Raw genomic sequence first — 23,411 nt, 5'->3', positions numbered from 1 at the left:
CTCCATAACCCAGGGTTAAGACCTTGAATGGCGGCTTAAGCGAAAGGCGCGCGCAACACGTCGAGAAATGCCTTGCCGGCTTGTGAGTCCATCCCGCCGTCGCGCCAGAGCGCGAATACCCCGACCGAAAGCGCGGGCGTCACCGCACGGATCGCGACGGGTTCCGCGCCGCCGCGTGCAGTCAGTTCGTCAAGCAGAACATAACCAATGCCGCGCGCGGCAAGAGCACGCGCCACATACCAGGTCTGCGCTTCGACAGCCGCGACACGTTCGTCGAGACCCTGTGCTTCCAGCGCATTGCCGATCAGTTCGCCGAGCGGGTCGCTATTGCCGATGCTGATCCAGTCGCGGGCGAGAAAGGCCGGCAGATCGATCGGCTGCTGTGCTTCGGGATCGTCCGGCGGACCGACGCAAACAATCGCCGTGCGGCCCAGTTCGACCGCCGCAATGCCCGGCCGCGCCGGCGGATTCAACGCAACCGCGAGGTCGAGATCGCGGGTGAGCAACGCGTTGAGCAGTTCTTCCGTATGACGCGTCTGGATTTTCAGCGACACGCGCGAGTGGGCCCGGCGAAATGCCTGCACCGCCGACGGAATCAGACTCAAACCGAGGCTAGGCAAGCAGCCAATGCGCAAATGCCCCTCCGGCTGCAACGCCAGGTTGCGGGCCAGATGGCGAATCCCATCCAGATTGGCCTGCAGCTTCTGCGACTCGGAGAACAGCAGCTCGGCTTCGCGCGTCGGCTGCAAGCGCCCATGCACGCGGTTAAACAGCGCAAAACCAAGGCTGCGCTCAGCATGCCCGAGCGCCTTGCTGACGGCGGGCTGGGAGACACAAAGCAGTTCCGCCGCTTTTGAAAGCGAGCCGGTCCGCATGATGGCGTGAAAAATTTCGATGTGACGCAAACGCATGGATGCATGACCGGCAGAACCGGCGAAGTAAGCACAGAACGACAGCCAAGGACGCCCGGCGTGAAAGCATGGGCATCGCGAAGCATAACGTCTTTCAACGTGCTTTCATTATTTGTCTTTCCTGCACGCGGCCGCGCCGATCGGCGCATCAATGGTATCGTTCGCCGTTGCGCGTCACATGCGCAATTCAAGGCCTTCCCAGGATGATGGAAGGAAGACAGGAAGCACGCTTTATGAACCAACCCTTCACCCCACCGCAGGGCGGTGAGGCCGCGCAGCAGCGCCGCTGGCCGCGCACCGGCTATCCACCGATGCTTACAGCCACCGCCGCCTGGCACGTATTCGTGCTGGCCGGGTGCCTGCTGACGCCCGCCGCGTGGCCGTGGTGGCTGGCCGCGATCTTCGCGAATCACGCTATTTTCACGGTGGCCGGCCTGTTGCCACGCACCTCGCTGCTCGGTCCGAACTGGACACATCTGCCGGCCGGCGCACGCAACGCGGACGCGATCGCATTGACCATCGACGACGGTCCCGATCCGGTCGTCACGCCGCAGGTGCTCGATCTGCTCGATGCCTTCAAGGTGCGCGCCACCTTCTTCTGCATCGGTGAGAAAGCGCAACGCTATCCCGAGATCGCACGCGAAATCGTCGCACGCGGCCATGCGCTGGAAAACCATTCGCAGGTTCACGTGCACACGTTTTCGATCACGTTTCCAGCCGCACTCACACGTGAAATCGACGCCGCGCAGCACACCTTCGAAACATTGAGCGGCGAGCGGCCGATGTTCTTTCGCGCCCCTGCCGGGTTGCGCAACATCTTTCTAGAACCCGTGCTGAGCAAACTCGATTTGCGACTCGCGGCATGGACGCGGCGCGGTTACGACACGCGTGAGCGCGATCCGCAAGTGGTCACGCACCGGCTGCTCGCCGGCCTTGCCCCGCGCGACATCCTGCTGCTGCACGACGGCAATGCCGCGCTCACCATCGAGGGCAAACCGCTGATACTCGCCGTCCTGCCACGTGTGATCGACGCGGCCCGCAGGCGGCATTTGCGTTTCGTTACGCTGCGTGAAGCACGTATCGACGACTGAGCCGCGCATCCCTTCCGCGCGGCCCGGCCGCCGGTACGCGGCACGAGCCATGCAAACAGCTTTCACACGCTACGCGTTAAACGCGGAAATCCGCCGCCATGTCTTCGTCGGTGCGCGCCTCGAGTTCGCCGCTGCGGCAAGCCTTCAGGAACACGTCGTAGTCGTGCTCCACCTTGTCCGCGTAGCTGGTCGCATAAGCCGTGAGCGATTCCGCAAACTGATCACCCCGGCCGATATACGCGCTGACTTCGATCGCCTGGCCACTCGCCTTGGCATGCGCGCGCGCCATGATCCAGCCGCACAATTTTGCGTAACCTTCGAGCAGATCGGTATCGAACAATTCGATGTTTGCCGACAGTTTCATGTCACGCAGTTGCCGGAAGTAGAAGTGGCGCCCTGAAGGCCCGCTCGCCCAGCCGAGAAAGATGTCGCTGGCCGCCTGCAGCATGCGCTGCCCACGCACGACCCGCTCGCCTTCGTGTTTGAGCGACGGCGACTTGTAGTACTGCGAGATCACCGACGGCCGTGCTTCCTTGATCTGGATAAACAGCGGCTTGCCCATGTGATCGACGTTCAACAGCACCAGACAACGCGTCCCCACGCTGCCGACGCCCACCACCTTGAACACCAGATCCTGCGCGGTGAAATGACTGAGCAGTTCACGCCGGTCGTGCGACAGGGTCTTCAGGTATTCGCTCCATGTCCGCTCGATCAGCTGGCTCCAATTGCCGATCGTGAACCAGTCGTCGTCGGCTGAAAACAGCGTATTGGCGCCATGCACGTGAAAGAGTCCGGGCGGGGCGTCGCGAATCGACCAGCGGCTGCCGTCGAATTCCGCCATTTTCTCCAGCAGGCTTTCATGGGTACGGCCCGCAGCCTTCTCCATCCCGCGGCGCACGGCGCGGCGGCGCTCCGGCGTCAATGCCGTTTCGGCCATCAGATCGAAGGTGATGCGGTCGTACCAGAGTTCGAGCGCACCGCATTGCGCGTATTGCGCCATGCGATCGCGGTACTCGGTGGCGGCGGTCATCACCAGATGCTCGGCGGTGCCGCGACTCAAACGCATGTGGCGCGCGGCGACCACGAGGCTTGCGGTCAGCCGCTTCAGATCCCATTCGAAAGGACCCGTTGCGACTTCGTCGAAATCGTTCAGGTCGAATACGAGTTGACGCTCCGGCGTTGCGAACCCGCCGAAGTTCATCAGATGGCCATCGCCGCAAATCGGCATGGTGAGGCCGGTGTCGGGAATCCGGCTGAGGTCGTGGGCCTGAATGATCGCGGTGCCGCGAAAGAACGTGAATGGCGACACGGACATGCGCCCATAGCGCAGCGGCACGAGCTTTTCGACCCGCCCCTCGCTGCTTTGCTTAAGCAGCTCGATCGGGTTGCGATGCAATTCACCTACCGTACGATGACTCGACCGCTTCGAGTGCTCGCGGGCGGCACGGCCACGGGCTTCCCGCTCGGCGATGGTGCTGGCTCTCATGCTCTTCTCCGGTTTTTGTGTGAATCTTTACTATCGGTTTTAGAAGACCGCTCCTGCTGGCACGGTGAGCCTTCACCATCGGTAGCCCACACCGCCGAAAATCACATCCGAATCGCGATCATAGCGCGTCACGACGCGATTCCATGCGATCCGCGCCTCCCAGTGATCGGTGAGGCGATATGCGCCGGCAATCGTGACAAGGCCGGAGAACTTCCCGGCGCCCGGTCCCGGCGATTCGCTATTTTCGTTTTCATTGATTGCGTAGTAAGCGCCGAGCCCGAGCCCAAGCGTTACCTTGTCGTTGAGGAAGGCTCGCGTTGCCCAGAGCTGGCTCGTCAGCCCGTCGCGGCGCGCAAGCTTGCTGCTGCCCTCGTGAAGATAACCGAGCGTCACGTCGAGGTATTTCGCAAGGCCGCGACGGTATTCGATCGCTCCGCCCAGTGCGCTCGGCGAGCTCGTTGAGTTGACGATGGTTTTGCCGAGATACACCGCGACTTCGTTGTCGGTAACCTTATGCGTGCTGCCGCTCGCCCAGTCGCGCGGACCGGGTGTGCCCGGCGCGTCGAGCTGATAGCCGACGCCGAACATCACGCTTGTCGCATCCGGTCCGCGCTGCACGTGCACGCGATTCAACTGCAGTTGCGTGATCCACCGGCTTGACGCGTAGTACGCCGCGCGCACGCTATACACGACACCCCAGCCGTGAGTGTCCGAATAGCTTCCGCCTTGTTCGGCAGTGGTGGTATCGAAGTACCGGTATGGGCCGACGCCCGCCTGCAGGACGAACTTCGGACTCCCTACGGGAATGCGGCCCCATAGCTGGATCATCTGGCCATCGCGATGATGGTCCGGAATGTGCCCTTCATTGAGCCATGTGAAGCTCGCGGCGAAATATTGGCCGAGCCCTTCCTGATAATTGAATGCCCACGTGTAGGTATTCGTGCTGCCCGCGCGAGAGCCGCCGCCGAATAGGGAAAACTCCTGAGCGTGACCTGCATTGGATACGAACAGAAACCCGAGACCGGCAACGCAGGAGGCCGCCTGGATTGCTAACCGCCGGTTCACAGCAAGATTCAGATTCCGCATGCTCGTTGCATCTCCGGATGAGTCGCTGTGACTGCCGGGATTCATGTCCCGGCAAAAAGCCGAATGACAGCAATGAGCGCCGCAACCGGCTGTCATTACAGATTGTTTGCCATGCTAGCAGACCATCCGGTAAAAATGCTATGCCATGCTTTTTGAATAGATAAATCGTGCCGCGGCATTGTGATTAATCGAGTCTGAAATGCCGCCGATTTATTTCGGCTGTATCGGCTGGCCATAACGCGGACGAAATTACCCGATATCTGACTAGTTGCTGGATGGTTTTTTTTTGCCTGCGCGGCGCTTGTTTTTTTGGCCTTTCCTTGCATTGTTAGTGGTCTATTAGCGTTGCCCCTGTGCGGGGCGGCACTTGCTTTTTTTGGCCTTTCCTTGATTTGCTATTGGTCTATTAGCGTTGCCCCTGTGCGGGGCGGCACTTACTTTCTTTGCCGCCGCAAAGAAAGATAAGCAAAGAAAGCGGCTCACACCGCCAGCTCATAAGCGGGTCCCCCGCGCAGCCACGGTAGTGGTGCATCTGGAATCTGTGCTCTCGCACACTCCGCTCCAGTGACAAGGCAATCATGCTTCCCGCCTCGCACTACGTGCTCGCCGGAAGGGTGCATCGTACAAACCCACGGCTTCGTTTGGGCTTAGTGGGGCCATCGGCTTCGCCTCGGCGAGGCGTCGAATGCGCAAGTATCGCTCGCCTTCGGAAATATTTTGGCTTCCCTGACTAACCACCAAGTCGTAGCGACCCGCAAAGGTTTAGGTTCGTACTTCGAATGAAATTCTGGAGGCGACAAACGCTACCGATCAAGTACAGGCCGAGCCACGGCGCGGGGTGGGATGTGAGCCGAAAAAGCTGGGATATGAGCCAAAAACCTAGACGGTGGTTTTGAAGGACCGTTCGGCGCGCGCAGCGCCGCCGGAGGTATGACTGCCTTGTCACCGGAGCGGAGTGTGCGAGAACACGGATTCCAGATGCACCACTACCGTGGCTGTGCGGGGGACCCGCTTATGAGCTGGCGGTGTGAGCCGCTTTCTTTGCTTATCTTTCTTTGCGGCGGCAAAGAAAGTAAGTGCCGCCCCGCACAGGGGCAACACTAATAAACCAATAACACAACAAGGAAAGGCCAACGCCATAAGCAAACAACCAAAGCGTCGCGCAGACCCCAAAAAAAACAAGACCAAAGAAAACACAGAAACAAGAAAAAGCCAGCGCCGCAGGCCCCCCCCAAGACGCCAGCCCCCTCAACATCACACCACAACAACACCCCTACGCGGCGACAAAACAGACACAACAAAACTCACAACAATATTAGCCACCAACGCAATCAACCCGATATAAAGCGGATAAACAGCCCCCCCAACATGCAATGCAAACACCGGCTTGAGCCCTTGCGAAATAGCCAACCCAGTCCCCAACACGATCCCGACAAGCCATCCAAGGAACAACCCCGGCGTATTCAACCGCCGCGTGTACAGCGAAAACACAATCGCCGGGAAAATCTGCAAAATCCACACCCCACCCAGCAGTTGCAGATCAATCGCATACTGCGTAGGCAGAAAAACAATAAACAACAGCGCCCCAAACTTCACAACCAGCGAAACGATCTTCGCCGTAGAAGCCTCAGCCTCAGGCGTGATATTCGGCGAGACGAGAGGACGCCACAAATTCCGCGTGAACAGATTGGCCGCGCCAATCGACATGATCGCCGCAGGCACCAACGCGCTAATCGCAATGGCCGCGGCCGCAAAGCCGACGAACCACGACGGGAACAGCGTGTTGAACAAGGCCGGCACCATGTCGGACGCCGACTTCACATGCACACCGGCCGCAATCGCCATATACCCGAGCAGCGCAATCAGCCCCAGCAACAACGTATACGCCGGCAGGAAAATCGCATTCTTGCGCACAGTGTTAGCCGATGAGGACGACAACACCGCCGTCATCGTATGCGGATACATGAACGCCGCCAGCGCCGAACCCAAAGCAAGCGACGCATAAGCAGTGAACTGCGTCGGCTTCAGAATAATCCCGGTCGCACCGCCTTTGGCCTTGAAATACGTATCCGCCGCGTCGAACACATGCGCATAGCCACCGAGCTTCGCCGGAATCAGCCAGACCGCCGCAATCACGACGATGTAGATCATGATGTCCTTGACGAACGCGATCATCGCCGGTGCCCGCAAACCGCTCGCATACGTGTACAGCGCGAGAATCACAAAGGCGACAATCAGCGGCATTTCACCGGTCACGCCAAGCCCCTTGATCACCACCTGCATACCCACCAGCTGTAGTGCGATATACGGCATGGTCGCGACGATACCCGTGATCGCCACCGCGGCAGGAAACCACTTGCCGCCGTATTCGCCCTGCACGTAGTCGGCTGCGGTGATGTGGTTCTTGGCATGCGCGATCTTCCACAGCTTCGGCATCACCGCGAACACGAACGGATAGACAATGATCGTGTACGGCAGCGCAAAGAAACCATAAGCGCCCACCGAATACACCAGCGCGGGCACCGCGATCACGGTATAGGCGGTATAAAAATCTCCGCCTACCAGGAACCACGAAATCACCGTGCCGAACTGGCGGCCGCCGAGGCCCCATTCGTGCAATTGCGTCAGGTCACCCCGCTTCCAGCGCGCGGCGAAGAAACCGATCACCGTGACAAGAACAAAGAATGCGATAAAGACGGTCATCGCAACCGGGTTCACAGGATTGATATCGCTCATTTGACACCCCGGTACACGACGTAAATCAGTAGCGAGGTCAACGGAACCCACAAGAACTGATACCAGTAAAAGAACGGAAAACCGGCAAACGAAGGCCGCGTGTCGTTATAGAACGGCAGCCACAGCAACGCGATGTACGGGATCAGCAAGACAATCCATAGCCATGAACGGCCGGATGAGGGGGAGGTCTCCACAAACTTCTCCTAAGTCTAATATTGGAACCGCGCGCCAGAGCTTGTGGCCGGGTACGCGGAAAACCGGTTGCCTGATACCAGGCGGCAAAACCGGAGTTTGCTTCTTGTGCGGTACCTGGGCGCTACCCCAGGTGCACCGCAGCAACGCACGCCAGAAGGCGCGGCACGCTGCGGGGATGTAGTATTCGCCTTCGTGAGCATCCTCACAAGCGCGCAACTACGTATGCCGGCTACGTAATACTACGTAGCCCGTTGGCGGTCCTGTCTACGATGAAACTCAAAGCAAAGATTGTCCTGCTGGCGATCGTGCCCTTTCTGGCGGCCATCGCCAGCATTGAAACCGGCGTCCGCCAGGAAGCCACGGCGCTTGCCAGAACGCAGCACGCGACCACCCAGGCCGCGTATATGGCCAGCAAGGAAATCGAACTCAAGCACTATGTCGAACTCGCGACCACGGCCATCGCCCCGCTCTACGATGCAGGTCGCGACAACGCACGCGACGATGCGATGCTGCGCACCCGTGCACTCGACATTCTCGGGAAAATGGACTTCGGCAAGGACGGCTATTTCTTCGTCTACGACATGCACGGCAGGTCGCTCATGCATCCGCGCGAACCCGACCTCGTTGGACGCGACCTCTGGGCGCTGCGCGACCCGCAAGGCACGCTGACGATCCAGCAACTGCTCGCCGCGGCCTCGCGCGGCGGCGGTTATGTGCGTTACGTCTGGCATCGTCCTTCGACGGGCAAGCTCGCATCGAAATTGGGCTACGTGGTGCCGCTCGAACGCTGGGGCTGGATGATCGGCACCGGCATCTATCTCGACGATGTCGACGCCACCCTCGCGCATATCGACGAGGGCGCGGCGGCCAACATCGATCGCACGATGCAGTGGATCGACGGCATCGCCGTGGCCGGACTCTTCGTGATCGCATTGTGTGCGCTGGTGCTCAACGTCACCGAATACCGCAGCGCGGATGCGAAGCTGAAGCGGCTCGCGCAACAGGTGGTCGACTCGCAGGAAAACGAACGGGCACGCCTGTCACGTGAGTTGCACGACGGCATCAGCCAGATGATGGTCTCCGTGAAGCTGCTGCTCGAATCGGCGCTGGCGCGCTTCGAACGCAGCGAAGTGCGCGTACCCGCAGCGGAAGCCGCGCTATCGACGAGCGTTGCACGCATCGGCGATACCTTGCGTGAAGTGCGCCGTATTTCCCACGCACTGCGTCCCTCGATGCTCGACGATCTCGGCGTAGCGGCCGCACTGGAACAACTCACACGCGAGTTGAGCGAGCAGTCCGGCATCCAGATCGGTTTCACGCAGATCGCCCACACTCATGCCGTATCCTTGCCGGAAGCGGTGAATACGGTGCTGTTCCGGATTGCCCAGGAAGCGCTCACGAATATCGTGCGGCATGCTCAGGCTTCCAGCGCGGCGCTGTCGCTGGAGATATCGAACGACGCCGTCACGCTGACAATCTCGGACAACGGACGCGGTTTCGACGTAGCGCGCGCACTCGTCAATCCAAGCGCGGGTGTGGGTCTGCGCAATATGCGCGAGCGGCTGGATACCCTGGGCGGCAAGCTGTCGCTCAGTTCGCAGGCCGGTCATACGATCGTGACCGCGCGCGTGCCCGTGGTAGCGTCTGCGCATCAATCGCCCGCCTTGCAGAAAATCTGACCATGACCGACATCTCACTCGCCATCGCACGTTTGATTCTGATCGACGACCACCCGCTGGTACGCGACGGTTTGCGCGCCCGGCTCGAAGCCGTGCGCAACATTGAAATCGTCGGCGAAGCAGGCAATGCGCAGGAAGCGCTCGCGCTCGCCGCCAGTCAGGAACCGCATCTGGTGTTGATGGACGTCGGTATGAACGGGATGAACGGCATTGCGCTCGCCGGCATGTTTCACGAGCGCTTCCCGGCCATTCGCGTGCTGATGCTGTCCATGCACGACAACCTCGAGTACGTGACCCAGGCGGTGCGCGCAGGCGCGAGTGGTTACGTGCTCAAGGACTCGCCCGCCACCGAAATCATTCAGGCGATCGGCGCGGTGCTGGAAGGCAAGACGTTTTTCAGCGCGGGGCTGGGCGCGCGATTGATTCAGGCATCGGCAACGCAGTCGCCAATCGAACGGCTCACGCCGCGCGAGCGCGATATTCTCGATGCGCTCGCGGAAGGTCTCTCGAGCAAGCAGATCGCGCAACGCAATGATTTGTCGGTGCGCACGGTAGAAACGCATCGGCTGAATCTGAAACGTAAGCTCGATATCGAAGGCCAGGCCGAGTTGATCAAGTTCGCCGTCGAAAATCGTCGCAGAAACCAGTGAGACTCCAGGTCGCCACGACATAATCCCGGCTACGCAGCTTAGAATCAAAACCGTCGATCCGTCTACCCTACGCTCAAAAACCCGGAGCCGATGACGATGAAACGCCCTATCCCACAGCACCTGGCGAGCCTGCTGATCTTCGCATGCGCGACACACGCCCATGCCGAAGCACAACGCGTCAATCGCGGACACGATCCGTTCTTTCAGGTATCCCAGGCGATCAGCGAATGTCCCGTGCCGCTAGGCCCGCTGGAAACCGAACAGGAATGGCTCGACGACAGTCATTACCGGATCGAGCGCGGCAATAGCTGCTGGGTGGAAGGCCGCTGCCGTCTGTCGAACGCTTACCTCTACGACGCGGAAATCGCGGACACCGTCCGGCGGCGTCTCGCCAATATCAACTACGCTACTCACTGGCGCGAGCAATCGACGCTGTGGTTCACGCTGCAACGCCGCTTCATTTACGTACAAGGCTGTGTCGCACCGGGTTTCGACAAACAGGCGTTCCTCACGGAACTCGCGAAAACCGCGGACGTCGATCGCGTGATCGACGACACCACAAACAATCCACACGCTGCGTCCTTGCCCTATAAAACGCTGGCGGATCCGGATAAACCCGTGGTCGATCCTGGCAACTAGCCACCCTCTATCCACGGCGCGGAGCACGAATCTAGTCAGTCGCGCCACTGTGGTCGCTGTTGTCACGAATGATCTGCGCGATCAGCGCGTCAGCGTCGCGTGAGACGTTATCGTGGACGCGGGTACTCTGCGTCGCCGCCGGGGTGTCGTTGCCGATCAGATGACCGCTGCGCACATGCGTATCCACCGACACCTGCATCGAGAGCCCAAGCCGCAGCGGATGCGCCGCGAGTTCAGCCGGGTCGAGTGAGATCACGATCGGCACGCGCTGCACGACCTTGATCCAGTTGCCGGCGGCGTTCTGCGAGGGCAGCATCGAAAACGCACTGCCCGTGCCGGCCGAAAAGCCTTCCACGTGCCCGCGATACACCACTTGCGAGCCGTACACGTCCGACACGATGCGCACCGGCTGCCCCACGCGCATGCTGCGAATCTGGCCTTCCTTGAAGTTCGCCTCAACCCACAGACGTTCGAGCGGAATGATCGACATGAGTGCGAGGCCCGGTCCGACCTGCTGGCCGATCTGCACCGCACGCTGCCCGACCGTGCCGTCAACGGGGGAAATCACCGTGGTGCGCTGCAGGTTGCGATAAGCGAGCCGCAATTGCGCGGCGGCTTGCAGAACCGGCGGACTGGCTTCGACCGGAAATTTTCCGCCCAACGCGCGGGCGGCATCGAGCTGGACCTGCGCCGAAGCGAGATTCGCTTGCGCGACTGCGACCGCTTCGCGGGCGCGCGCCAATTCTTCCGGAGACACCACTTCCACCGACGCATGATCGCGCGCCGCCAGCGCACGCTGCGCCAGCGCGAGCTCAGCGCGGCGCGCGTCGATCGATTGAACATAGAGCTTGCGCGAGATCGTCGCGTTCGCCACCTGTCGCACGGCGAGCGTCAGTTGCGCTTTGGCCTGCGCGAAGGCGGCCGCCGCTTCGGCGTCGTCGAGCTTGACGAGCGGTTGACCCGCGCGGACCTGACGCGTGTTGTCCACCAGAATATCGGTGACCGTGCCGGGTATCTGCGCGGCGATCTGCACGATGTTGCCCGCCACGTAGGCGTCGTCGGTCTCTTCGTAAAAGCGCGCGCTCAAACCCCAATACGTTAGCCACGCCACACCGGCGAGCGCCACCACGCCGAAGAAAACCGCGAAACGGCGCCGGCGCGCGACCCGTTTCGAATCGTGCGCGTCGCCCGGTATGCTCCCCGCGTCTGCCGGACTTACCGGGTTTGGCTGCCCCTGGGTCCAGCCGGCCGCTTGCTGTGCCTGTTTATCGTTGTGCATTCAATCGAAGTGCGTGTCCGTGATGCGTGCGTGAGAGGGAAAGGTCGGCTGATAGTGAGAGATCGGCGCGCCGGCCACCTTGCGTACGTCAAAGCCGCCACCGAGCGCGCCAACCAGCGCGACCTGCAGCATTCTGCGGCGACCCTGCAAATCGACTTGCTGCGCGCGTTCGTCGAGTAGCGACAGGTCCGCCAGCGTCACATCCTTCTGCATGCCGATACCGCGGCGATGCCGCTCCTCGGCAATCGCGACGATGCGCTCGGCAGCGCCCACCGCGCGAGTCTGCTCGGTAGTGAGCGTATCGACCGTGCGCAACGAGGTCAGCTGACGCGCGACATCGCCGAGCGCCTCGTCGACCGTCTTGTTGTAAAGGCCGACCGCGGCGTCGACATTGGCATAATCTCCGCCGAGTTGCGCGCGCAAGCGGCTGCGGTCGAAAAACGGCAGGGAGATCGCCGGCCCCACCGAGCCGGTCATCGCCGCGCGCGAGAAAAGCGCGGCGGGTGTCAATGCTGTCAGCCCGGCAAAGGCCACCAGGTTCACGTCGGGATAGAACTGTGCGCGCGTGGCGTCGATGTTGGCGAGCGCGGCCTCGGCCCGCAAACGCGCCGCCACGATATCGGGCCGGCGGCCGAGGAGGTCCACCGGCAATTGCGCGGGCATCGGCGCATCGGCCGCTGCGGCCAGTTGCGGACGATGCAGCGACAAACCCCGCTCGGCACCACGCCCGCTCAGCACGCCAATCTGCAATTCGGTCAGTTTGATGCGCTCGTCGTTCAGCGCCTGTTGCGAAGCGAGCCGGCTTCGCTTCAGTGCGGCGTCGGCCGAGTCGTACGCATTGTCGATGCCGCGCGCGCCGCGCTCGCGCAACACCGCGTCGACGCTGTCGGCGGCCTGTTGCTTCTGCAGCAGAACGTCCTGCATGGCGAACGCGCGGTCGAGCTCGCAGTACAGCGTCACGAGCGCCACCGTCAACGTGAGCCGCGCCTGCTCCGCGTCGACTCGCGCCGCGTCGCGCGCGGACAGCAGGCTGCCGGTCAACGCGGCATTCTTGCCCCACAAGTCGAGTTGGTAGCTCAGACCTGCAAACAACGCCGCAGGCGAAACCACCGGATCGTTGAATAACTGCACCGGAATCTGCTGACCGCCGACGGATACGTTGGCCGCGTCGCTCGGCTGCGGCAAGCGGGCTTTGCTCACCGTGGCGCCTGCCGTGCCCGTGAGGCCGGTGAGCGAAGCAAACTGTTCGAGCTGCGCCTGTGCCGCGCCTACCCTCGCCTTGGCGATCTGCAGATCGGGATTGTTTTGCAATGCTTCGCCAACCAGTTCATCCAGTTGTGGATCGCTGTAGCGCTTGACCCAATCGGGCGCAGGCCATGTACCGTTCGCGTTTGGCCCGATAGTTTGCGCAAGCGCATCGGCGGATGGCTTGAGCGGTTTGACGTTGGTATGCAAACCGGAATCGCTGACACAACCCGTCAGCGCGGCGGCAATCAGCAGCGGCAACAGAAGCGGCCAGGCGCGCAGCAGGGGTAATTTCATAGGCTGCCTCACGAGTGCCAGGTATGAGGCATTGCGCGCGCTCCCGCCGCCGGCGCGCTTAGCTCAACGGGCGTCGACGGGTCGACCACGTCAGCAGCGATTGCCGTACTAGCGGTCCTTGCGGTCTGAGCCAGGTTGGCTGCGAATCGTGGACGCGTTCGCTCGAGCGGCCCCATTCGCCCGAAGAATCCATCGAAAAGACCCAAGGCAATCGCGTTGAGTTTGGCCAGCTTATCTTGTTCAAGCAGCACGATCTGCACGATTTGCCAGAGCGTCAACAGGTTCGGCACAATCGCTACCGGCAACCGTAATCCATATTGCAGCGCCAGCTGCATCGCGTTTCGCGCGCTGTAGTAGCGGCGAAAACCGGGATGATTCATCGTCGTCAATTCCAGCGAACCCAATTTGTGGCGGCGCCGCGCGCCGATCCGATGCAGCAATACGAGCGACGGCACGATATATACCGGCACATTGCGCAGCAGCGCGCGCAAGCAGTATTCGGTGTCGACATGATCGATGAACAGCGCCTCGTCGAAGCGGCCGAGCCGCACGAATGCCTCGCGCGAGATGACACAACCGGACGAAATCAGAAAGGCGCAGCGCTGCACCGCCGAGTCGGTGTGTATCGACAATCTTTCGACCGTCAGGCCGCTTGTGGCGAGCTCGGGCAGAAAGCGCTGGTCGTTTTCATCGAAGATACGCGGGCCGGCCAGAAACGCCCGGCCGCTCATCGACGTGCACCGTTCGCGCATCACCGCGAAATAGTCCGCAGGCGCTTCGGAATCCTGGTCGAACAGCGCGACAGCGTCCACGCCGGAATCGAACAGCGCGCTCAACCCGCAATTGAAGGCGCCGGCAATGCCATTGCGATTACCGTGATGCAGCAACGCGACGCCCGCCTCCCCCAGCAGCATCGCGGCGCGCGCGTCCGGCACGGGCGAGTTGTCGACCACCAGCAAACGATCGCACATCCCGCCCATCGCCACCGCGCGCGCGAGTTGCGCCTCACTCGGATGAAACAGGATGATCAATGCGCCCAGGATCGTCATTCGAAGCCCCTTAGTGACCTAAAGCCATTGCCGCGCCGCGCTTCGGACGCGTGAGCCACATCATCGCGGCGAGCACGAGGCAGGTGACGCTTGCCATGTAGAACATGTCGCCCGTCGCCATCATGTAAGCCTGTTGTTGCACGACGTGGTGCAAGGTGGCAAGTTCGCGCGCGCCGTCGATACCCATGCCGTGCAGACTCTGAACGAAGTGCTGTGTGTTGCCGGACGATTTCGTCACCGACTGGGCGACGACGTCGTAGTGATACAGCGCGCGGTTATCCCATAGCGTGACGCTCATCGCCGTGCCGAACGCCGCCGATAGCGTGCGCAAAAAATTCGACAGACTGGAGGCTGCCGCGAGCTTGTCGTCGGACACACGCGAGAGCGTCGCCGCAGTCAGCGGAATGAAGAAGCACGGCAAGCCGATGCCCTGGATCAGACCCGGCGTGATGATCTGCGTGAAGGTCATGGTCAGCGTGAAATGCGCATCCCACCACAGCACGCCCGCAAACACGAGGAAGCCGAAAGTCGCCAGCACGCGTGCGTCGAAACGGGCCGCATAAATACCGACCAGAATCGAGAACACCAGCGCGAGCACGCCGAGCGGTGCGGTGGCCAGTCCGGCCTGATACGCGGTGTAGCCCATCACGGCCTGCAGCCAGAGCGGAAAAATCACACCGACAACCGAGAAGCTCATCATGCCGAGGGAAATGATCAGCACGCAGAACGAAAACGTGCGGTCACGAAACAGGCTCAGATCGATCACGGGATGCTGTTCGCCCGCCTCCCAGATCAACAGCGACACGATCGCCAACCCGGCGACGATCGCGAGCGTCAGGATCAGCGGCGAATCGAACCAGCCCCGATCGTGCCCAAGATCCAGCACCATCTGCAACGAACCGACGCCGACAACCAGCAGAAGAATGCCAGGCAGATCGATCGGCGCCGCCTTGGCTGCTGGTGCGTCGGTGCGCAGCAGCGTCATGCACACCACGAACGAGAAAATGCCGATCGGCAGATTGATCAGGAAAATCCACGGCCACGAAAAATTGTCGATGATCCAGCCGCCGACCACCGGACCGAAAATCGGCGCGAGCAGCACGGTCATCGCCCACAACGCAAGCGCCACGACGCGCTTGTCCGGGGGAAAGGCACGCATCAGGATAGTCTGGGAAAGCGGCACCATCGGTCCGGAAAAAAGCCCCTGCAATGCCCGGCACACCACCAGAAGGTGAAAATCGCCGGCAACGCCGCATAACAGCGAGGTCAACGTGAAAAGGACCACCGCGCCGAGAAACAGGCGTGTTTCGCCAAGCCGGCGGGAAAGCCAGCCCGTCAACGGCACGGCAATGGCCGCGGCCACCGAGTACGAACTGATCACCCACGTGCCCTGGCTGTTGGACACGCCGAGGCCGCCGGAAATCGCCGGCACCGCGACGTTCGTTACCGTCGAATCCAGAACTTCGATGAAAGTGGCGAGCGATAACGCGAACGTCAGCAAGGCAAGCTGCGCGCCGCGCATGCGGGGTACGCCGCGCGCGCCAGCGGAGTCGTGACCGGCGGCGGCCGATGTGGAGCCCTCCGGCAACGGCGTAGAGACGCTCATACGCTCTGCCCGATTGCGGCCAACGCCGGCAAAGATGTGCGGCTGGCCGTTTGCGTGCGCACGCCGGCCGGCATGAACGCTTCGATATAGCTCGCGGCGGCCTCGCAGCCGTTCTGCGACGCCGCGAGCCGGTCCTGCACGCGTCCGCACTGCGTCGCGATCGACGGGCTGCCGAGCACATATCTCAATGCGCGCGCGAGCGCCTGCGGTTGCAGCGGCTTGTCGAGCCGAACGCCGCAACCCGTCACGACAACCCGCTGCGCGTTATCGAACTGATCGTGCGCGAACGGCGTCACTACCTGCGGAATACCGGCGGCATACGCAAGCGCCGCCGTGCCGATGCCACCGTGATGCACCAACGCCCGGCAGCGCGGCAACAGCGTCTGCAGCGGCACGTAACGCCGCTTGAGCAGCGCGCCCGGCGCGTCTGCCTGCGCATCCACCCGGGCAGCGGCCGCCTCGGGGCTGGGCGCATCCGGCGTCAAAAGAATGCCGCGCAGCCCGCCTTCCCTCAGCGCCGCGCTCACGGCATTTGCATAGCGATCCTGATCGATCAGGGTCGAGCCCGCTGTGAAAACCACGGGCCGCTCTCCCGCAGCGAGAAACCCATCGAGTTGCGGATCGGGCACGCTCGCGCTCGTGTCGTTGAACAGCGGAAAACCGCTGAGGCTGCGCGGCACCGGCCAATCCGGCTGAGCTTGCGCGAACCAGTCCGGAAACAGGCACAGCACACCGTCGGTCGAATGCAGCCACTCGCCAAAAATGCGCCGCGCGGGTGCAAGCGCCAGTTCCCTGCGCAACCCATTCAATGCCGGGCCGCAGACCTTGTCGAGCACCTGCCGCTCGATCAGCCGCAGCAGCGCCGTTTTCACAGCCAGCGGCAAGCCACGCGGAATCGTCAGCCGCGGGTGCGTCGGCGGTGCATGCGCCGAGAGCAAGGTCGACGGCGACACCTGCACCGACACGAACGGCACGCGATACAACTCCTGCATCAGCCGTGCGGAAAAAGCCCACAACGTGCCGACCAGTACGGTGTCGCTATCGGTCAACGCGGCCAACGTGTCGAAATGCGGCCGCAGCGTCGGCGCAATCACCGCCCATAGCGTACGGAACGACGTACGCGGATGCCACAGCGCGGGGTTCGCCATCGCCGCCTCATATTCGGCGGCGGTGCCGATTGGCACGAAGGCGAAGCCCTGGCGCGAGACGGCCTGCGCGAACGGCGGATGCGTGCAGAAGACGATCTCATGGCCGCGCGCGGCCAGCGCCGCGCCGATGCCGAGCAAAGGGTGCACGTCGCCCGCCGAGCCGATCGCGGTAATGATGACTTTCGTCATTCGGTCAGCTCAGAAGAGACCAGGAATCAACGCGGCGACGTCGCGACGATACTGCGAATATGCACGGCCGAAGTGTCCCGTCAGCCAGCTCTCTTCGACCCGCACCTTGTACGCCAGCGACGCGAAAATCAGCAATAGCCCAACCACGCCTCGCCATTGCGCGCCGATCAGCACAGCCCCCAGAAGCGCCAGCAGGCAGCCCGTATAGATCGGATGACGAACCACGCCATAAGGCCCGCTACGCACCAGCTCGTGGCCTTCCTTCAGCGTGACCGACACGCTCCAGTTGGTGCCGAGATGCAGCCGCGCCCACACGGAAAAAGCCAGACCGGCCAGCAGCACGGCGAAGCCAGCCAGCTGAAGCGGCCCGATTGCATGCAGATCGACGGACAACGCCCCCGCGTTGAAGTCCGGCAGCACGATCAGCGCGCCGCCGCCAATCAGCGGAATCGACTGCAGCGTGCGCGATAGCGACGCCTCCTTGCGCGCGGTCTGCTTGACGCGGTTCGACGTCGCGATCCAATACAACAGCCACAGTGTCCACGGTACGACAATGGCAATGCTCTGAGCGATATTCACGGTAGTTCGACCTGTTGAAACGAGTGATCGGCGGCGACCTGCAACGCGACATTTGCAATCGCGGGCTGCGGCGCCGGCATGATGGGCGAGCGGGCAGCAAAGTTTTCGAAGCAGTCGAGTGCGCGGCCTGCCGCCTGCGTCGGCGGCGCGCCGAAGTAGTCGAAAATCGCCGTCCGAACCTGGCGCAGTGGAGAGCGGCCTTCCAGATCGAGAAAATGCCCGGCCTGCTCGATCGTGTGAAACTCGGCGCGTTTCAGATGCGCGCTGAGCGAGCGGGCATCCTCGGGCGTGGTGTAGATGTCGAGTTCGCCGTTGAGGAACTTCAGTCCGCACTCGATGTTGCGGAACTCGTGCAGATAGTCTTCCGGCCGGATGGCCAGAATCTGGTCGACGTGAAACGCCACCTGGTTCTGCTCATCGCGTGGCAGCGTGGAAAGATAGCGGTAGTTGTACAGCTTCATGATGCGCGGCAGATGCTGGCCAACCGTATCGTTGAGCAGTTGCGCGGCCTTCAGATTTTCGCCGGCGGCAATGTGATCGCGTGCCGAGGTCACGTACGCGGTCATTGCCTCGTTGAGCCGCGGCGAGAACGACGCAATCACCGCGCGCCTCACGCTGGTGCGCGCCCGCGAGAGCGCAAGCAGCGACGCCACCCCGCCCCACGACACCGACAACAGGAAGCTCGGCTCGAATAAGCCTATTAGATGCAGCAGGATGTCGACTTCATCGTCTTTTGTAAGAACGAAGTCGCACACGTTATGCGTTTTCGATTGACCCGCATAAGGTAAATCGAAACAAATTGGGTTATAGCGCTCGCCGAGATATTTGATTGTCTGTCCGAACGACGCTGTGGTGGCCAACGCGCCGTTTATCAGAATGATACTCTCGAAGGCCGGATCGAATACGTGACGTTCAACGTAGACTTTCAGGCCCGCCGGTAGCGGAACAAGGAGTTTTTCGATGGGCATGGCGTATTCGCATGCACTTGCTCAAAGCAAATGCGTACCGATACCGCGCCCGCATCTGCGGACGCCTTGCGGCCGTACTACCGGGGATCAGGCCCATGCGATCTGCCTTTTACGCCGGCAAATCCGATCCGCGACGACCGCTGCTGCACCGACAACCTGCAACACCTGACGTGCTGCCTGCCGACTCTACCTGACGCACACCTGGACTACGGCGCGCTTCAATCGAGCGTTCGATGCCTCGTAATATATTTATATGTAATCTGGAAAACGTTGCTTCAATCTTTGCCGCACGCCACCCGTTGACGCCAGTCTGCACTCGCTGCATGAAGACTTCATGTCAATATACGATGACGGAAAGCTTTTTAACATGTTTCAAAAATAAAAGCTAAAAAAATCATTGAGCATATGTTCGAAATGAGCAACGAAAATGTAATTGAAAGGAAATGACATCGCGTTGCGCGGCCATTGCGCCAAAGCTGCATATTGAACGACGGGGCTTGCATCTGGATAGCCCGAAACGCTGCGCAAGCGCGTGAGCGCTTGTGCGTTGTTCGGGTGTTGCTCAGGACTTATTAAAGCGTTAGGACAGGGCTGGGATCACGCGGCTGCAGCGAGCGGCACTCACCGCCAACAACACTACCGGACCAGCGCGAATGCTTCGCGGCCGGCAATCTCACCCGCGCCGTACACGCCGACCACTGTGTAGTCGGACGCGACGCATTCGAACGTCGCGCCCTGAAACGTGATGACGAAGTGACGCCGCACGCAACCCGGCGAGGTGACGGCAGATATCTCGGCGGCCAGCGACGAATTCATCACCTCGTGAACCGAGTACCCACTGAGCCCAAGCGAAGCGAGTGGATGGATCTCCAGATCGACATCGCCAGGCGGCCCCAGCCGATGAAACACGGCATCAGGAAATAGCACCGTGCAGAATGGATCGTCATCGGCGTCGAATGGCCCGAAGCGCTCGAAGTCGGATTCAGCAATGGGATAAGCCAGAATCACCCGGCGGTCGCTGGAAACAATGAACGGTTCGGCGGCGTCGGCTGCGGGATAAGGCACGGAGTCCAGCAGGACGACATGGTCTTCCTGCTGGGGTATATCGAGCGGGCTAGTCATCTACTTCAGAACTCCGTTGCGCTTACGCGCCGGCTTGCACCGTCGAGGTTTGCGCCGCAGCGGCAACAGTGCGCTTTGCAGCGGCGCTACCCTTGCTTCCCTTCTTGCGGCCTGGCGTTTTCTTTGCCGCAACGGTGCTCTTCACAGCAGCTTTCTTTGCAGCGGTTTTCTTCACAGCGGGCCTGGCCGCGCCTTTCTTGGCCGTTGTCTTTCTGCTCGCCGCACCGCTCTTTTTTGCAGCCGCTTTCGACGCCACTGCCTTTTTCGCGGTCACGCCTTTGCGCGCGGCGACATTGCCGGTCGCTGCAGCGCCTTCGATCAGAAACTGGGTACGGTCTTTAACCGTTGCGAGCCATGCCGGTGCCGGACCACGACCGCTCCAGGTGGCGCCCGTTTTCGGATTGAGATACTTGGGCGGTTGAGCACCTTTAGGCTGGCCTTTTTTCCCGGCTTTGCCGGAAGTGACCGCAGCCTTTGCCGCGGACTTCAGTTCGCTGGCACCGTCAATAAGGAATTGAGTCCGGTCTTTCACCGCGGCAATCCAGGCCGGCGCACGTCCGTGCCCCGTCCAGGTCGCGCCAGTTTTATGGTCGCGGTACTTGGGAATCGATTTGCCTGCGGCGGCTTTTGACTTACCACTTGCAGCGCGTCCATTCAAGGCGTGCGCGGCGCGTCTCGCTTTAGCCTTTGCTTCGATATCCGCAGTAGTCAGGCCGTGCTTGAGCATCAATTCGCGAATCTGATCGACCGCGGCTTGTGCTTTCCTGGCGATAAGCACGTCGGCTTGCGCCTGCAGCTTCTTAAGCTTCGCCTGGATTTGCTCTAACGTGGGCATTTGATCGCTCCTTATGTGGTAATCGATCGAACTATGCCATGAATAGCAGCAGAAAGGCAGATCTATGCCGCTATAAAGGCAACACACTCACACGAGAACGCTTACCGTGGAGTGCGAAACTTTCGAGTTCACTACTGCCGCATAAGCACCTTCTTCGGTCTTTCCAATTGTTGCGCGACAGCTTATGTCGGAGTAAAAACAACAACCTGACGATCGGCGATGTACCTCACGCTGCGCATGAACCGGTACTGTTGATCGTCTGCGGTAATCCGGTTGAGTCCCAATTGCGTCAGCGCCAGCATCTCGTCGGCCTGAAAGGCGGCCACTACGCCGTGATCCGTCAAAGCCTCCAATGTCCCGGACGGATTGCCGATATAAACACTGCGCACCTGTGTGCCGATTCGCATCAGAACCACGCTCGCCCCTTCGTCGAGTGCCAGTTCGAGATAGCCGGCAAGCGTTCGCAATGAAGCCGGTGTAGAGGCCTGGGCCTGATAGATCGCAGCATTCGATGGCGTCATTTCTGTTTCCCAGTCACCCACATAAAGAGAAGCCGGCCGCCGTGCAATGCGGCAATAACTGCTTCTACTATAGGCAAGCATTTGGAGATTCAAAGCCTGGCCATTCAATTTTTTGGCCGGTAACCCCGCGTTACCAATCTCGCAGTGCTGTTTCACCTGTGTCCAGACCGTCCTTCTACACTCCGAACTGTACTCAGAAGCAACGCAATGGCAATTCGGCGCTAATCGGATGCATCGCACCTGGATGTGCAAGGAGAAGGAAAATGAACAAGAAGATCGTTGGCGCGGCACTTGGCCTGGCCTTTCTCGCGGCATCGACCGTGGCGTCGGCACACGTGGACGTCGCTGTCGGAATCGGCATTCCAGTTGGCGTCTACGCGCCGCCTCCCGTTTATGTTGCACCGCCGGTCGCCTACGGTCCGGCTCCAGTCGCGGTTGCCTATGGCGGCTACGGCGACTGGCGCGCACGCGAATGGCGTGAGCGCCGAGAATGGCGTGAACATGAATGGCGCCGCGAGCAATGGCGCGAGCACGAATGGCATGAACGCGGCCGTTGGGGCGGCTATTGAAATAACGCGCTAAAGCACCACTTTCCAGAAACTCAACAGCAAGGCACTTTTCAGATGAAAGCGGTTTTCTTCAAGGCCGCCCTCGCGGCGGTCGTACTAACATCGGCCACAGTCGGCACGGCGAACGCGGCCGGTTGTATGAAAGGCGCGGTTGTGGGCGGGGTCGCCGGCCACTATGCCGGACACCACGCGGTAGTCGGCGCGGTGGGCGGCTGCCTGGTAGGAAGACACCTGGCTAAAAAGCAGGCGGAAGAACGGGCTGAAATAAGGGCTGAACAAGGTCAGCAAGTGAGAGCGCAATAGTCCAGAGCGCCCGAAGCGTTCAGGCAATCCGCAGTCCGCACGCCGGCAGGATCTCCTGGGTCGTCACGAAACGGTGCTCCTTGACGGCGTCGTGAAAGCGCCGGTAATCACTGTTCTCGAAGACGTCGCCCCACCGGGGACGGTCCCCGCTGTCGTCGTCGGACTGCAAACCGGTCGCTTTGTATTTCCAGGAGCCGATCCCCTTGGGAACATAGTCCGGAATCGACTCCGCCAGACCTGGAATCGCGCCCGCTTTCACTGCTTCGCAAAGGGTCTGCAGACGCTTGTTGTCGTCCAGATTCCGGTTCGTGTCGAGAAGTGTGGTGAGCGCGGCCTTTGCATCTTCCGGCAGACCGGACTGGTTTTCAAAATCTTCCCTTCCGGCAACGAAGGCACGCACCGCGCGGCAGGTCATCTCTGCCGCCTGCATGAACTCAGGCAGATTGTGCCTGTTGACTCGCACATTCCTGCCGTCGATGTAATGCCATTTCGCCCACGGCTGGTCCGGATAGTGCAAGGCAGCGCCGTGACCGACGGGCAGCGCAAGCGTCAGTACATCTTCCTCGATGTGCTCGACCAGATGCCGCGTGGCACGTTTCAGGTGAGCAAACCAGCCTTCGGGCGTGCAATCTTCCGCCTCCAGCATATGGACACGATTCGTTGGGCTCTCGATACCGGCGAAGCCCTGGTGCGCCCACGTATCGACATAGGTGTGAAGCGTCACACCGAGACGGTGCAGCGCCGTGTCTGCACCTCGCTGCCGGATCGCCCGGCGCACCACTTCCCGGGCCACCTCACTATCCGGCCGGCACACCGCCTTGTCTTCGAGCGTCTGCCCAACACCCGCCGGCAGAAAATGAAACGGTGCCCACACCAGCCGGTTCTGATCATTTTCCGTGTTGGTATAGTCGAACAGCTTGTGCGCGGTGGCGAAGCGCTCGAAAGTTTCACCGCCCGAAAAACGCAGTATTCCTGACGTGGTCGCGTCGTCGACGTACTGGCACGCATGCGCCACCGTGATCGCCTCATTGGCCGTCATCCCGCCGATGCGGGCAACGATATAGACCACCCCGTAGTGAAAATCGATGTTCATAAAAGGCGCTCCCGACGCGCAACAAATAATGATCAGAGATTCCGGAATGCGCGAGGCGGCTATTGCAGCGCGCGCACGAATAGAACGTAAACGATCCAATGCAATAGAACTTCAAAACAAACAATGCCGCCGGGT

Annotated in this window: 22 protein-coding genes; 6 read left to right on the top strand and 16 right to left on the bottom strand. The window is 61.1% G+C overall.

Annotated features, from left to right (window positions below; all coding sequences use genetic code 11):
* Positions 1-35: 35 nt before the first annotated feature.
* Positions 36-911: a LysR family transcriptional regulator gene (locus BCY88_RS13400; protein ID WP_120344711.1), complete on the bottom strand. Its 876-nt coding sequence runs from the start codon at positions 909-911 to the stop codon at positions 36-38.
* 233 nt (positions 912-1,144) lie between these two features.
* Here BCY88_RS13400 and BCY88_RS13395 point away from each other — a divergent pair, with 233 nt between their 5' ends.
* Complete coding sequence (locus BCY88_RS13395; protein WP_120345002.1) at positions 1,145-2,002, top strand: polysaccharide deacetylase family protein; 858 nt, start codon at positions 1,145-1,147, stop codon at positions 2,000-2,002.
* Positions 2,003-2,078: 76 nt separating this feature from the next.
* Here BCY88_RS13395 and BCY88_RS13390 read toward each other — a convergent pair whose 3' ends face one another.
* The 4 genes from BCY88_RS13390 to BCY88_RS13375 all read right to left on the bottom strand — a co-directional run bounded on the left by BCY88_RS13390 (position 2,079) and on the right by BCY88_RS13375 (position 7,504).
* Positions 2,079-3,488, bottom strand: coding sequence for a DUF2252 domain-containing protein (locus BCY88_RS13390; RefSeq protein WP_120344710.1), 1,410 nt, complete (start codon positions 3,486-3,488; stop codon positions 2,079-2,081).
* 72 nt (positions 3,489-3,560) lie between these two features.
* Positions 3,561-4,574, bottom strand: a complete 1,014-nt coding sequence (locus BCY88_RS13385; RefSeq protein ID WP_120344709.1) for a hypothetical protein — start codon at positions 4,572-4,574, stop codon at positions 3,561-3,563.
* Between the two features lie 1,254 nt (positions 4,575-5,828).
* On the bottom strand, positions 5,829-7,310 hold the full coding sequence (gene mctP / locus BCY88_RS13380; RefSeq protein WP_120344708.1) for a monocarboxylate uptake permease MctP: 1,482 nt from the start codon (positions 7,308-7,310) through the stop codon (positions 5,829-5,831).
* Positions 7,307-7,504 carry a DUF3311 domain-containing protein gene (locus BCY88_RS13375; RefSeq protein ID WP_120344707.1) on the bottom strand — a complete coding sequence of 66 codons (198 nt, stop codon included), beginning with the start codon at positions 7,502-7,504 and terminating at the stop codon, positions 7,307-7,309. The genes mctP and BCY88_RS13375 overlap by 4 nt, the downstream gene beginning before the upstream one ends.
* 270 nt (positions 7,505-7,774) lie before the next feature.
* Here BCY88_RS13375 and BCY88_RS13370 point away from each other — a divergent pair, with 270 nt between their 5' ends.
* The 3 genes from BCY88_RS13370 (at position 7,775) to BCY88_RS13360 (ending at position 10,473) form a co-directional block, all read left to right on the top strand.
* Positions 7,775-9,184 carry a cache domain-containing protein gene (locus tag BCY88_RS13370; protein ID WP_120344706.1) on the top strand — a complete coding sequence of 470 codons (1,410 nt, stop codon included), beginning with the start codon at positions 7,775-7,777 and terminating at the stop codon, positions 9,182-9,184.
* A gap of 2 nt (positions 9,185-9,186) precedes the next feature.
* On the top strand, positions 9,187-9,834 hold the full coding sequence (locus tag BCY88_RS13365; protein WP_120344705.1) for a response regulator: 648 nt from the start codon (positions 9,187-9,189) through the stop codon (positions 9,832-9,834).
* A gap of 96 nt (positions 9,835-9,930) precedes the next feature.
* The gene (locus BCY88_RS13360; protein WP_120345001.1) at positions 9,931-10,473 is read left to right on the top strand and encodes a hypothetical protein; all 543 of its coding nucleotides are present in this window, start codon (positions 9,931-9,933) and stop codon (positions 10,471-10,473) included.
* 31 nt (positions 10,474-10,504) lie between these two features.
* Here BCY88_RS13360 and BCY88_RS13355 read toward each other — a convergent pair whose 3' ends face one another.
* The 10 genes from BCY88_RS13355 to BCY88_RS13310 form a co-directional block, all read right to left on the bottom strand.
* Entirely contained in the window at positions 10,505-11,752 is a 1,248-nt protein-coding gene (locus BCY88_RS13355) for an HlyD/EmrA/EmrK family protein (RefSeq protein WP_120344704.1), read from the bottom strand.
* Complete coding sequence (locus BCY88_RS13350; protein ID WP_120344703.1) at positions 11,753-13,294, bottom strand: efflux transporter outer membrane subunit; 1,542 nt, start codon at positions 13,292-13,294, stop codon at positions 11,753-11,755.
* Positions 13,295-13,302: 8 nt separating this feature from the next.
* Positions 13,303-14,343 carry a glycosyltransferase family 2 protein gene (locus BCY88_RS13345; RefSeq protein ID WP_120344702.1) on the bottom strand — a complete coding sequence of 347 codons (1,041 nt, stop codon included), beginning with the start codon at positions 14,341-14,343 and terminating at the stop codon, positions 13,303-13,305.
* Positions 14,344-14,353: 10 nt separating this feature from the next.
* Positions 14,354-15,865 (bottom strand): DHA2 family efflux MFS transporter permease subunit, encoded by a 1,512-nt coding sequence (locus BCY88_RS13340; protein WP_259461402.1) that lies wholly within the window; start codon positions 15,863-15,865, stop codon positions 14,354-14,356.
* An 80-nt stretch (positions 15,866-15,945) separates the two neighbouring features.
* On the bottom strand, positions 15,946-17,286 hold the full coding sequence (locus BCY88_RS13335; protein ID WP_120344700.1) for a glycosyltransferase: 1,341 nt from the start codon (positions 17,284-17,286) through the stop codon (positions 15,946-15,948).
* A 9-nt stretch (positions 17,287-17,295) separates the two neighbouring features.
* Entirely contained in the window at positions 17,296-17,865 is a 570-nt protein-coding gene (locus BCY88_RS13330) for a methyltransferase family protein (protein WP_120344699.1), read from the bottom strand.
* Complete coding sequence (locus BCY88_RS13325) at positions 17,862-18,833, bottom strand: alpha/beta fold hydrolase (protein WP_120344698.1); 972 nt, start codon at positions 18,831-18,833, stop codon at positions 17,862-17,864. The genes BCY88_RS13330 and BCY88_RS13325 overlap by 4 nt, the downstream gene beginning before the upstream one ends.
* A gap of 636 nt (positions 18,834-19,469) precedes the next feature.
* The gene (locus BCY88_RS13320) at positions 19,470-19,955 is read right to left on the bottom strand and encodes a hypothetical protein (protein WP_120344697.1); all 486 of its coding nucleotides are present in this window, start codon (positions 19,953-19,955) and stop codon (positions 19,470-19,472) included.
* Positions 19,956-19,977: 22 nt separating this feature from the next.
* Positions 19,978-20,790, bottom strand: a complete 813-nt coding sequence (locus tag BCY88_RS13315) for an H-NS family nucleoid-associated regulatory protein (protein WP_120344696.1) — start codon at positions 20,788-20,790, stop codon at positions 19,978-19,980.
* Positions 20,791-20,972: 182 nt separating this feature from the next.
* Complete coding sequence (locus tag BCY88_RS13310; RefSeq protein ID WP_259461382.1) at positions 20,973-21,467, bottom strand: hypothetical protein; 495 nt, start codon at positions 21,465-21,467, stop codon at positions 20,973-20,975.
* Between the two features lie 107 nt (positions 21,468-21,574).
* Between BCY88_RS13310 and BCY88_RS13305 the strand changes: the two genes are divergently transcribed.
* Positions 21,575-21,880: a hypothetical protein gene (locus BCY88_RS13305; protein WP_120344694.1), complete on the top strand. Its 306-nt coding sequence runs from the start codon at positions 21,575-21,577 to the stop codon at positions 21,878-21,880.
* Between the two features lie 54 nt (positions 21,881-21,934).
* On the top strand, positions 21,935-22,183 hold the full coding sequence (locus tag BCY88_RS40330; protein ID WP_120344693.1) for a hypothetical protein: 249 nt from the start codon (positions 21,935-21,937) through the stop codon (positions 22,181-22,183).
* A gap of 19 nt (positions 22,184-22,202) precedes the next feature.
* On the opposite strand, the gene BCY88_RS13295 is transcribed toward BCY88_RS40330, so the two are convergent.
* On the bottom strand, positions 22,203-23,276 hold the full coding sequence (locus BCY88_RS13295) for a DUF6765 family protein (RefSeq protein ID WP_120344692.1): 1,074 nt from the start codon (positions 23,274-23,276) through the stop codon (positions 22,203-22,205).
* Positions 23,277-23,411: the final 135 nt, after the last annotated feature.

Origin of the sequence: Paraburkholderia fungorum (assembly GCF_003610895.1) — a bacterium.
In the GTDB taxonomy this organism is placed as follows: domain Bacteria; phylum Pseudomonadota; class Gammaproteobacteria; order Burkholderiales; family Burkholderiaceae; genus Paraburkholderia; species Paraburkholderia fungorum_B.
The sequence above is the reverse complement of the archived record's forward strand: the minus strand, read 5'-3'. Positions and strand labels throughout refer to the sequence as shown.

Coding starts and splice junctions, on each gene's coding strand:
- BCY88_RS13320 (WP_120344697.1), bottom strand. CDS start 19,955: ATGACTAGCCCGCTCGATATACCCCAGCAGGAAGACCATGTCGTCCTG.
- BCY88_RS13340 (WP_259461402.1), bottom strand. CDS start 15,865: ATGCGCGGCGCGCAGCTTGCCTTGCTGACGTTCGCGTTATCGCTCGCC.
- BCY88_RS13315 (WP_120344696.1), bottom strand. CDS start 20,790: ATGCCCACGTTAGAGCAAATCCAGGCGAAGCTTAAGAAGCTGCAGGCG.
- BCY88_RS13385 (WP_120344709.1), bottom strand. CDS start 4,574: ATGCGGAATCTGAATCTTGCTGTGAACCGGCGGTTAGCAATCCAGGCG.
- BCY88_RS13365 (WP_120344705.1), top strand. CDS start 9,187: ATGACCGACATCTCACTCGCCATCGCACGTTTGATTCTGATCGACGAC.
- BCY88_RS13355 (WP_120344704.1), bottom strand. CDS start 11,752: ATGCACAACGATAAACAGGCACAGCAAGCGGCCGGCTGGACCCAGGGG.
- BCY88_RS13350 (WP_120344703.1), bottom strand. CDS start 13,294: ATGAAATTACCCCTGCTGCGCGCCTGGCCGCTTCTGTTGCCGCTGCTG.
- BCY88_RS13395 (WP_120345002.1), top strand. CDS start 1,145: ATGAACCAACCCTTCACCCCACCGCAGGGCGGTGAGGCCGCGCAGCAG.
- BCY88_RS13305 (WP_120344694.1), top strand. CDS start 21,575: ATGAACAAGAAGATCGTTGGCGCGGCACTTGGCCTGGCCTTTCTCGCG.
- BCY88_RS13370 (WP_120344706.1), top strand. CDS start 7,775: ATGAAACTCAAAGCAAAGATTGTCCTGCTGGCGATCGTGCCCTTTCTG.
- BCY88_RS13335 (WP_120344700.1), bottom strand. CDS start 17,286: ATGACGAAAGTCATCATTACCGCGATCGGCTCGGCGGGCGACGTGCAC.
- BCY88_RS13345 (WP_120344702.1), bottom strand. CDS start 14,343: ATGACGATCCTGGGCGCATTGATCATCCTGTTTCATCCGAGTGAGGCG.
- BCY88_RS40330 (WP_120344693.1), top strand. CDS start 21,935: ATGAAAGCGGTTTTCTTCAAGGCCGCCCTCGCGGCGGTCGTACTAACA.
- BCY88_RS13360 (WP_120345001.1), top strand. CDS start 9,931: ATGAAACGCCCTATCCCACAGCACCTGGCGAGCCTGCTGATCTTCGCA.
- BCY88_RS13390 (WP_120344710.1), bottom strand. CDS start 3,488: ATGAGAGCCAGCACCATCGCCGAGCGGGAAGCCCGTGGCCGTGCCGCC.
- mctP (WP_120344708.1), bottom strand. CDS start 7,310: ATGAGCGATATCAATCCTGTGAACCCGGTTGCGATGACCGTCTTTATC.
- BCY88_RS13325 (WP_120344698.1), bottom strand. CDS start 18,833: ATGCCCATCGAAAAACTCCTTGTTCCGCTACCGGCGGGCCTGAAAGTC.
- BCY88_RS13295 (WP_120344692.1), bottom strand. CDS start 23,276: ATGAACATCGATTTTCACTACGGGGTGGTCTATATCGTTGCCCGCATC.
- BCY88_RS13400 (WP_120344711.1), bottom strand. CDS start 911: ATGCGTTTGCGTCACATCGAAATTTTTCACGCCATCATGCGGACCGGC.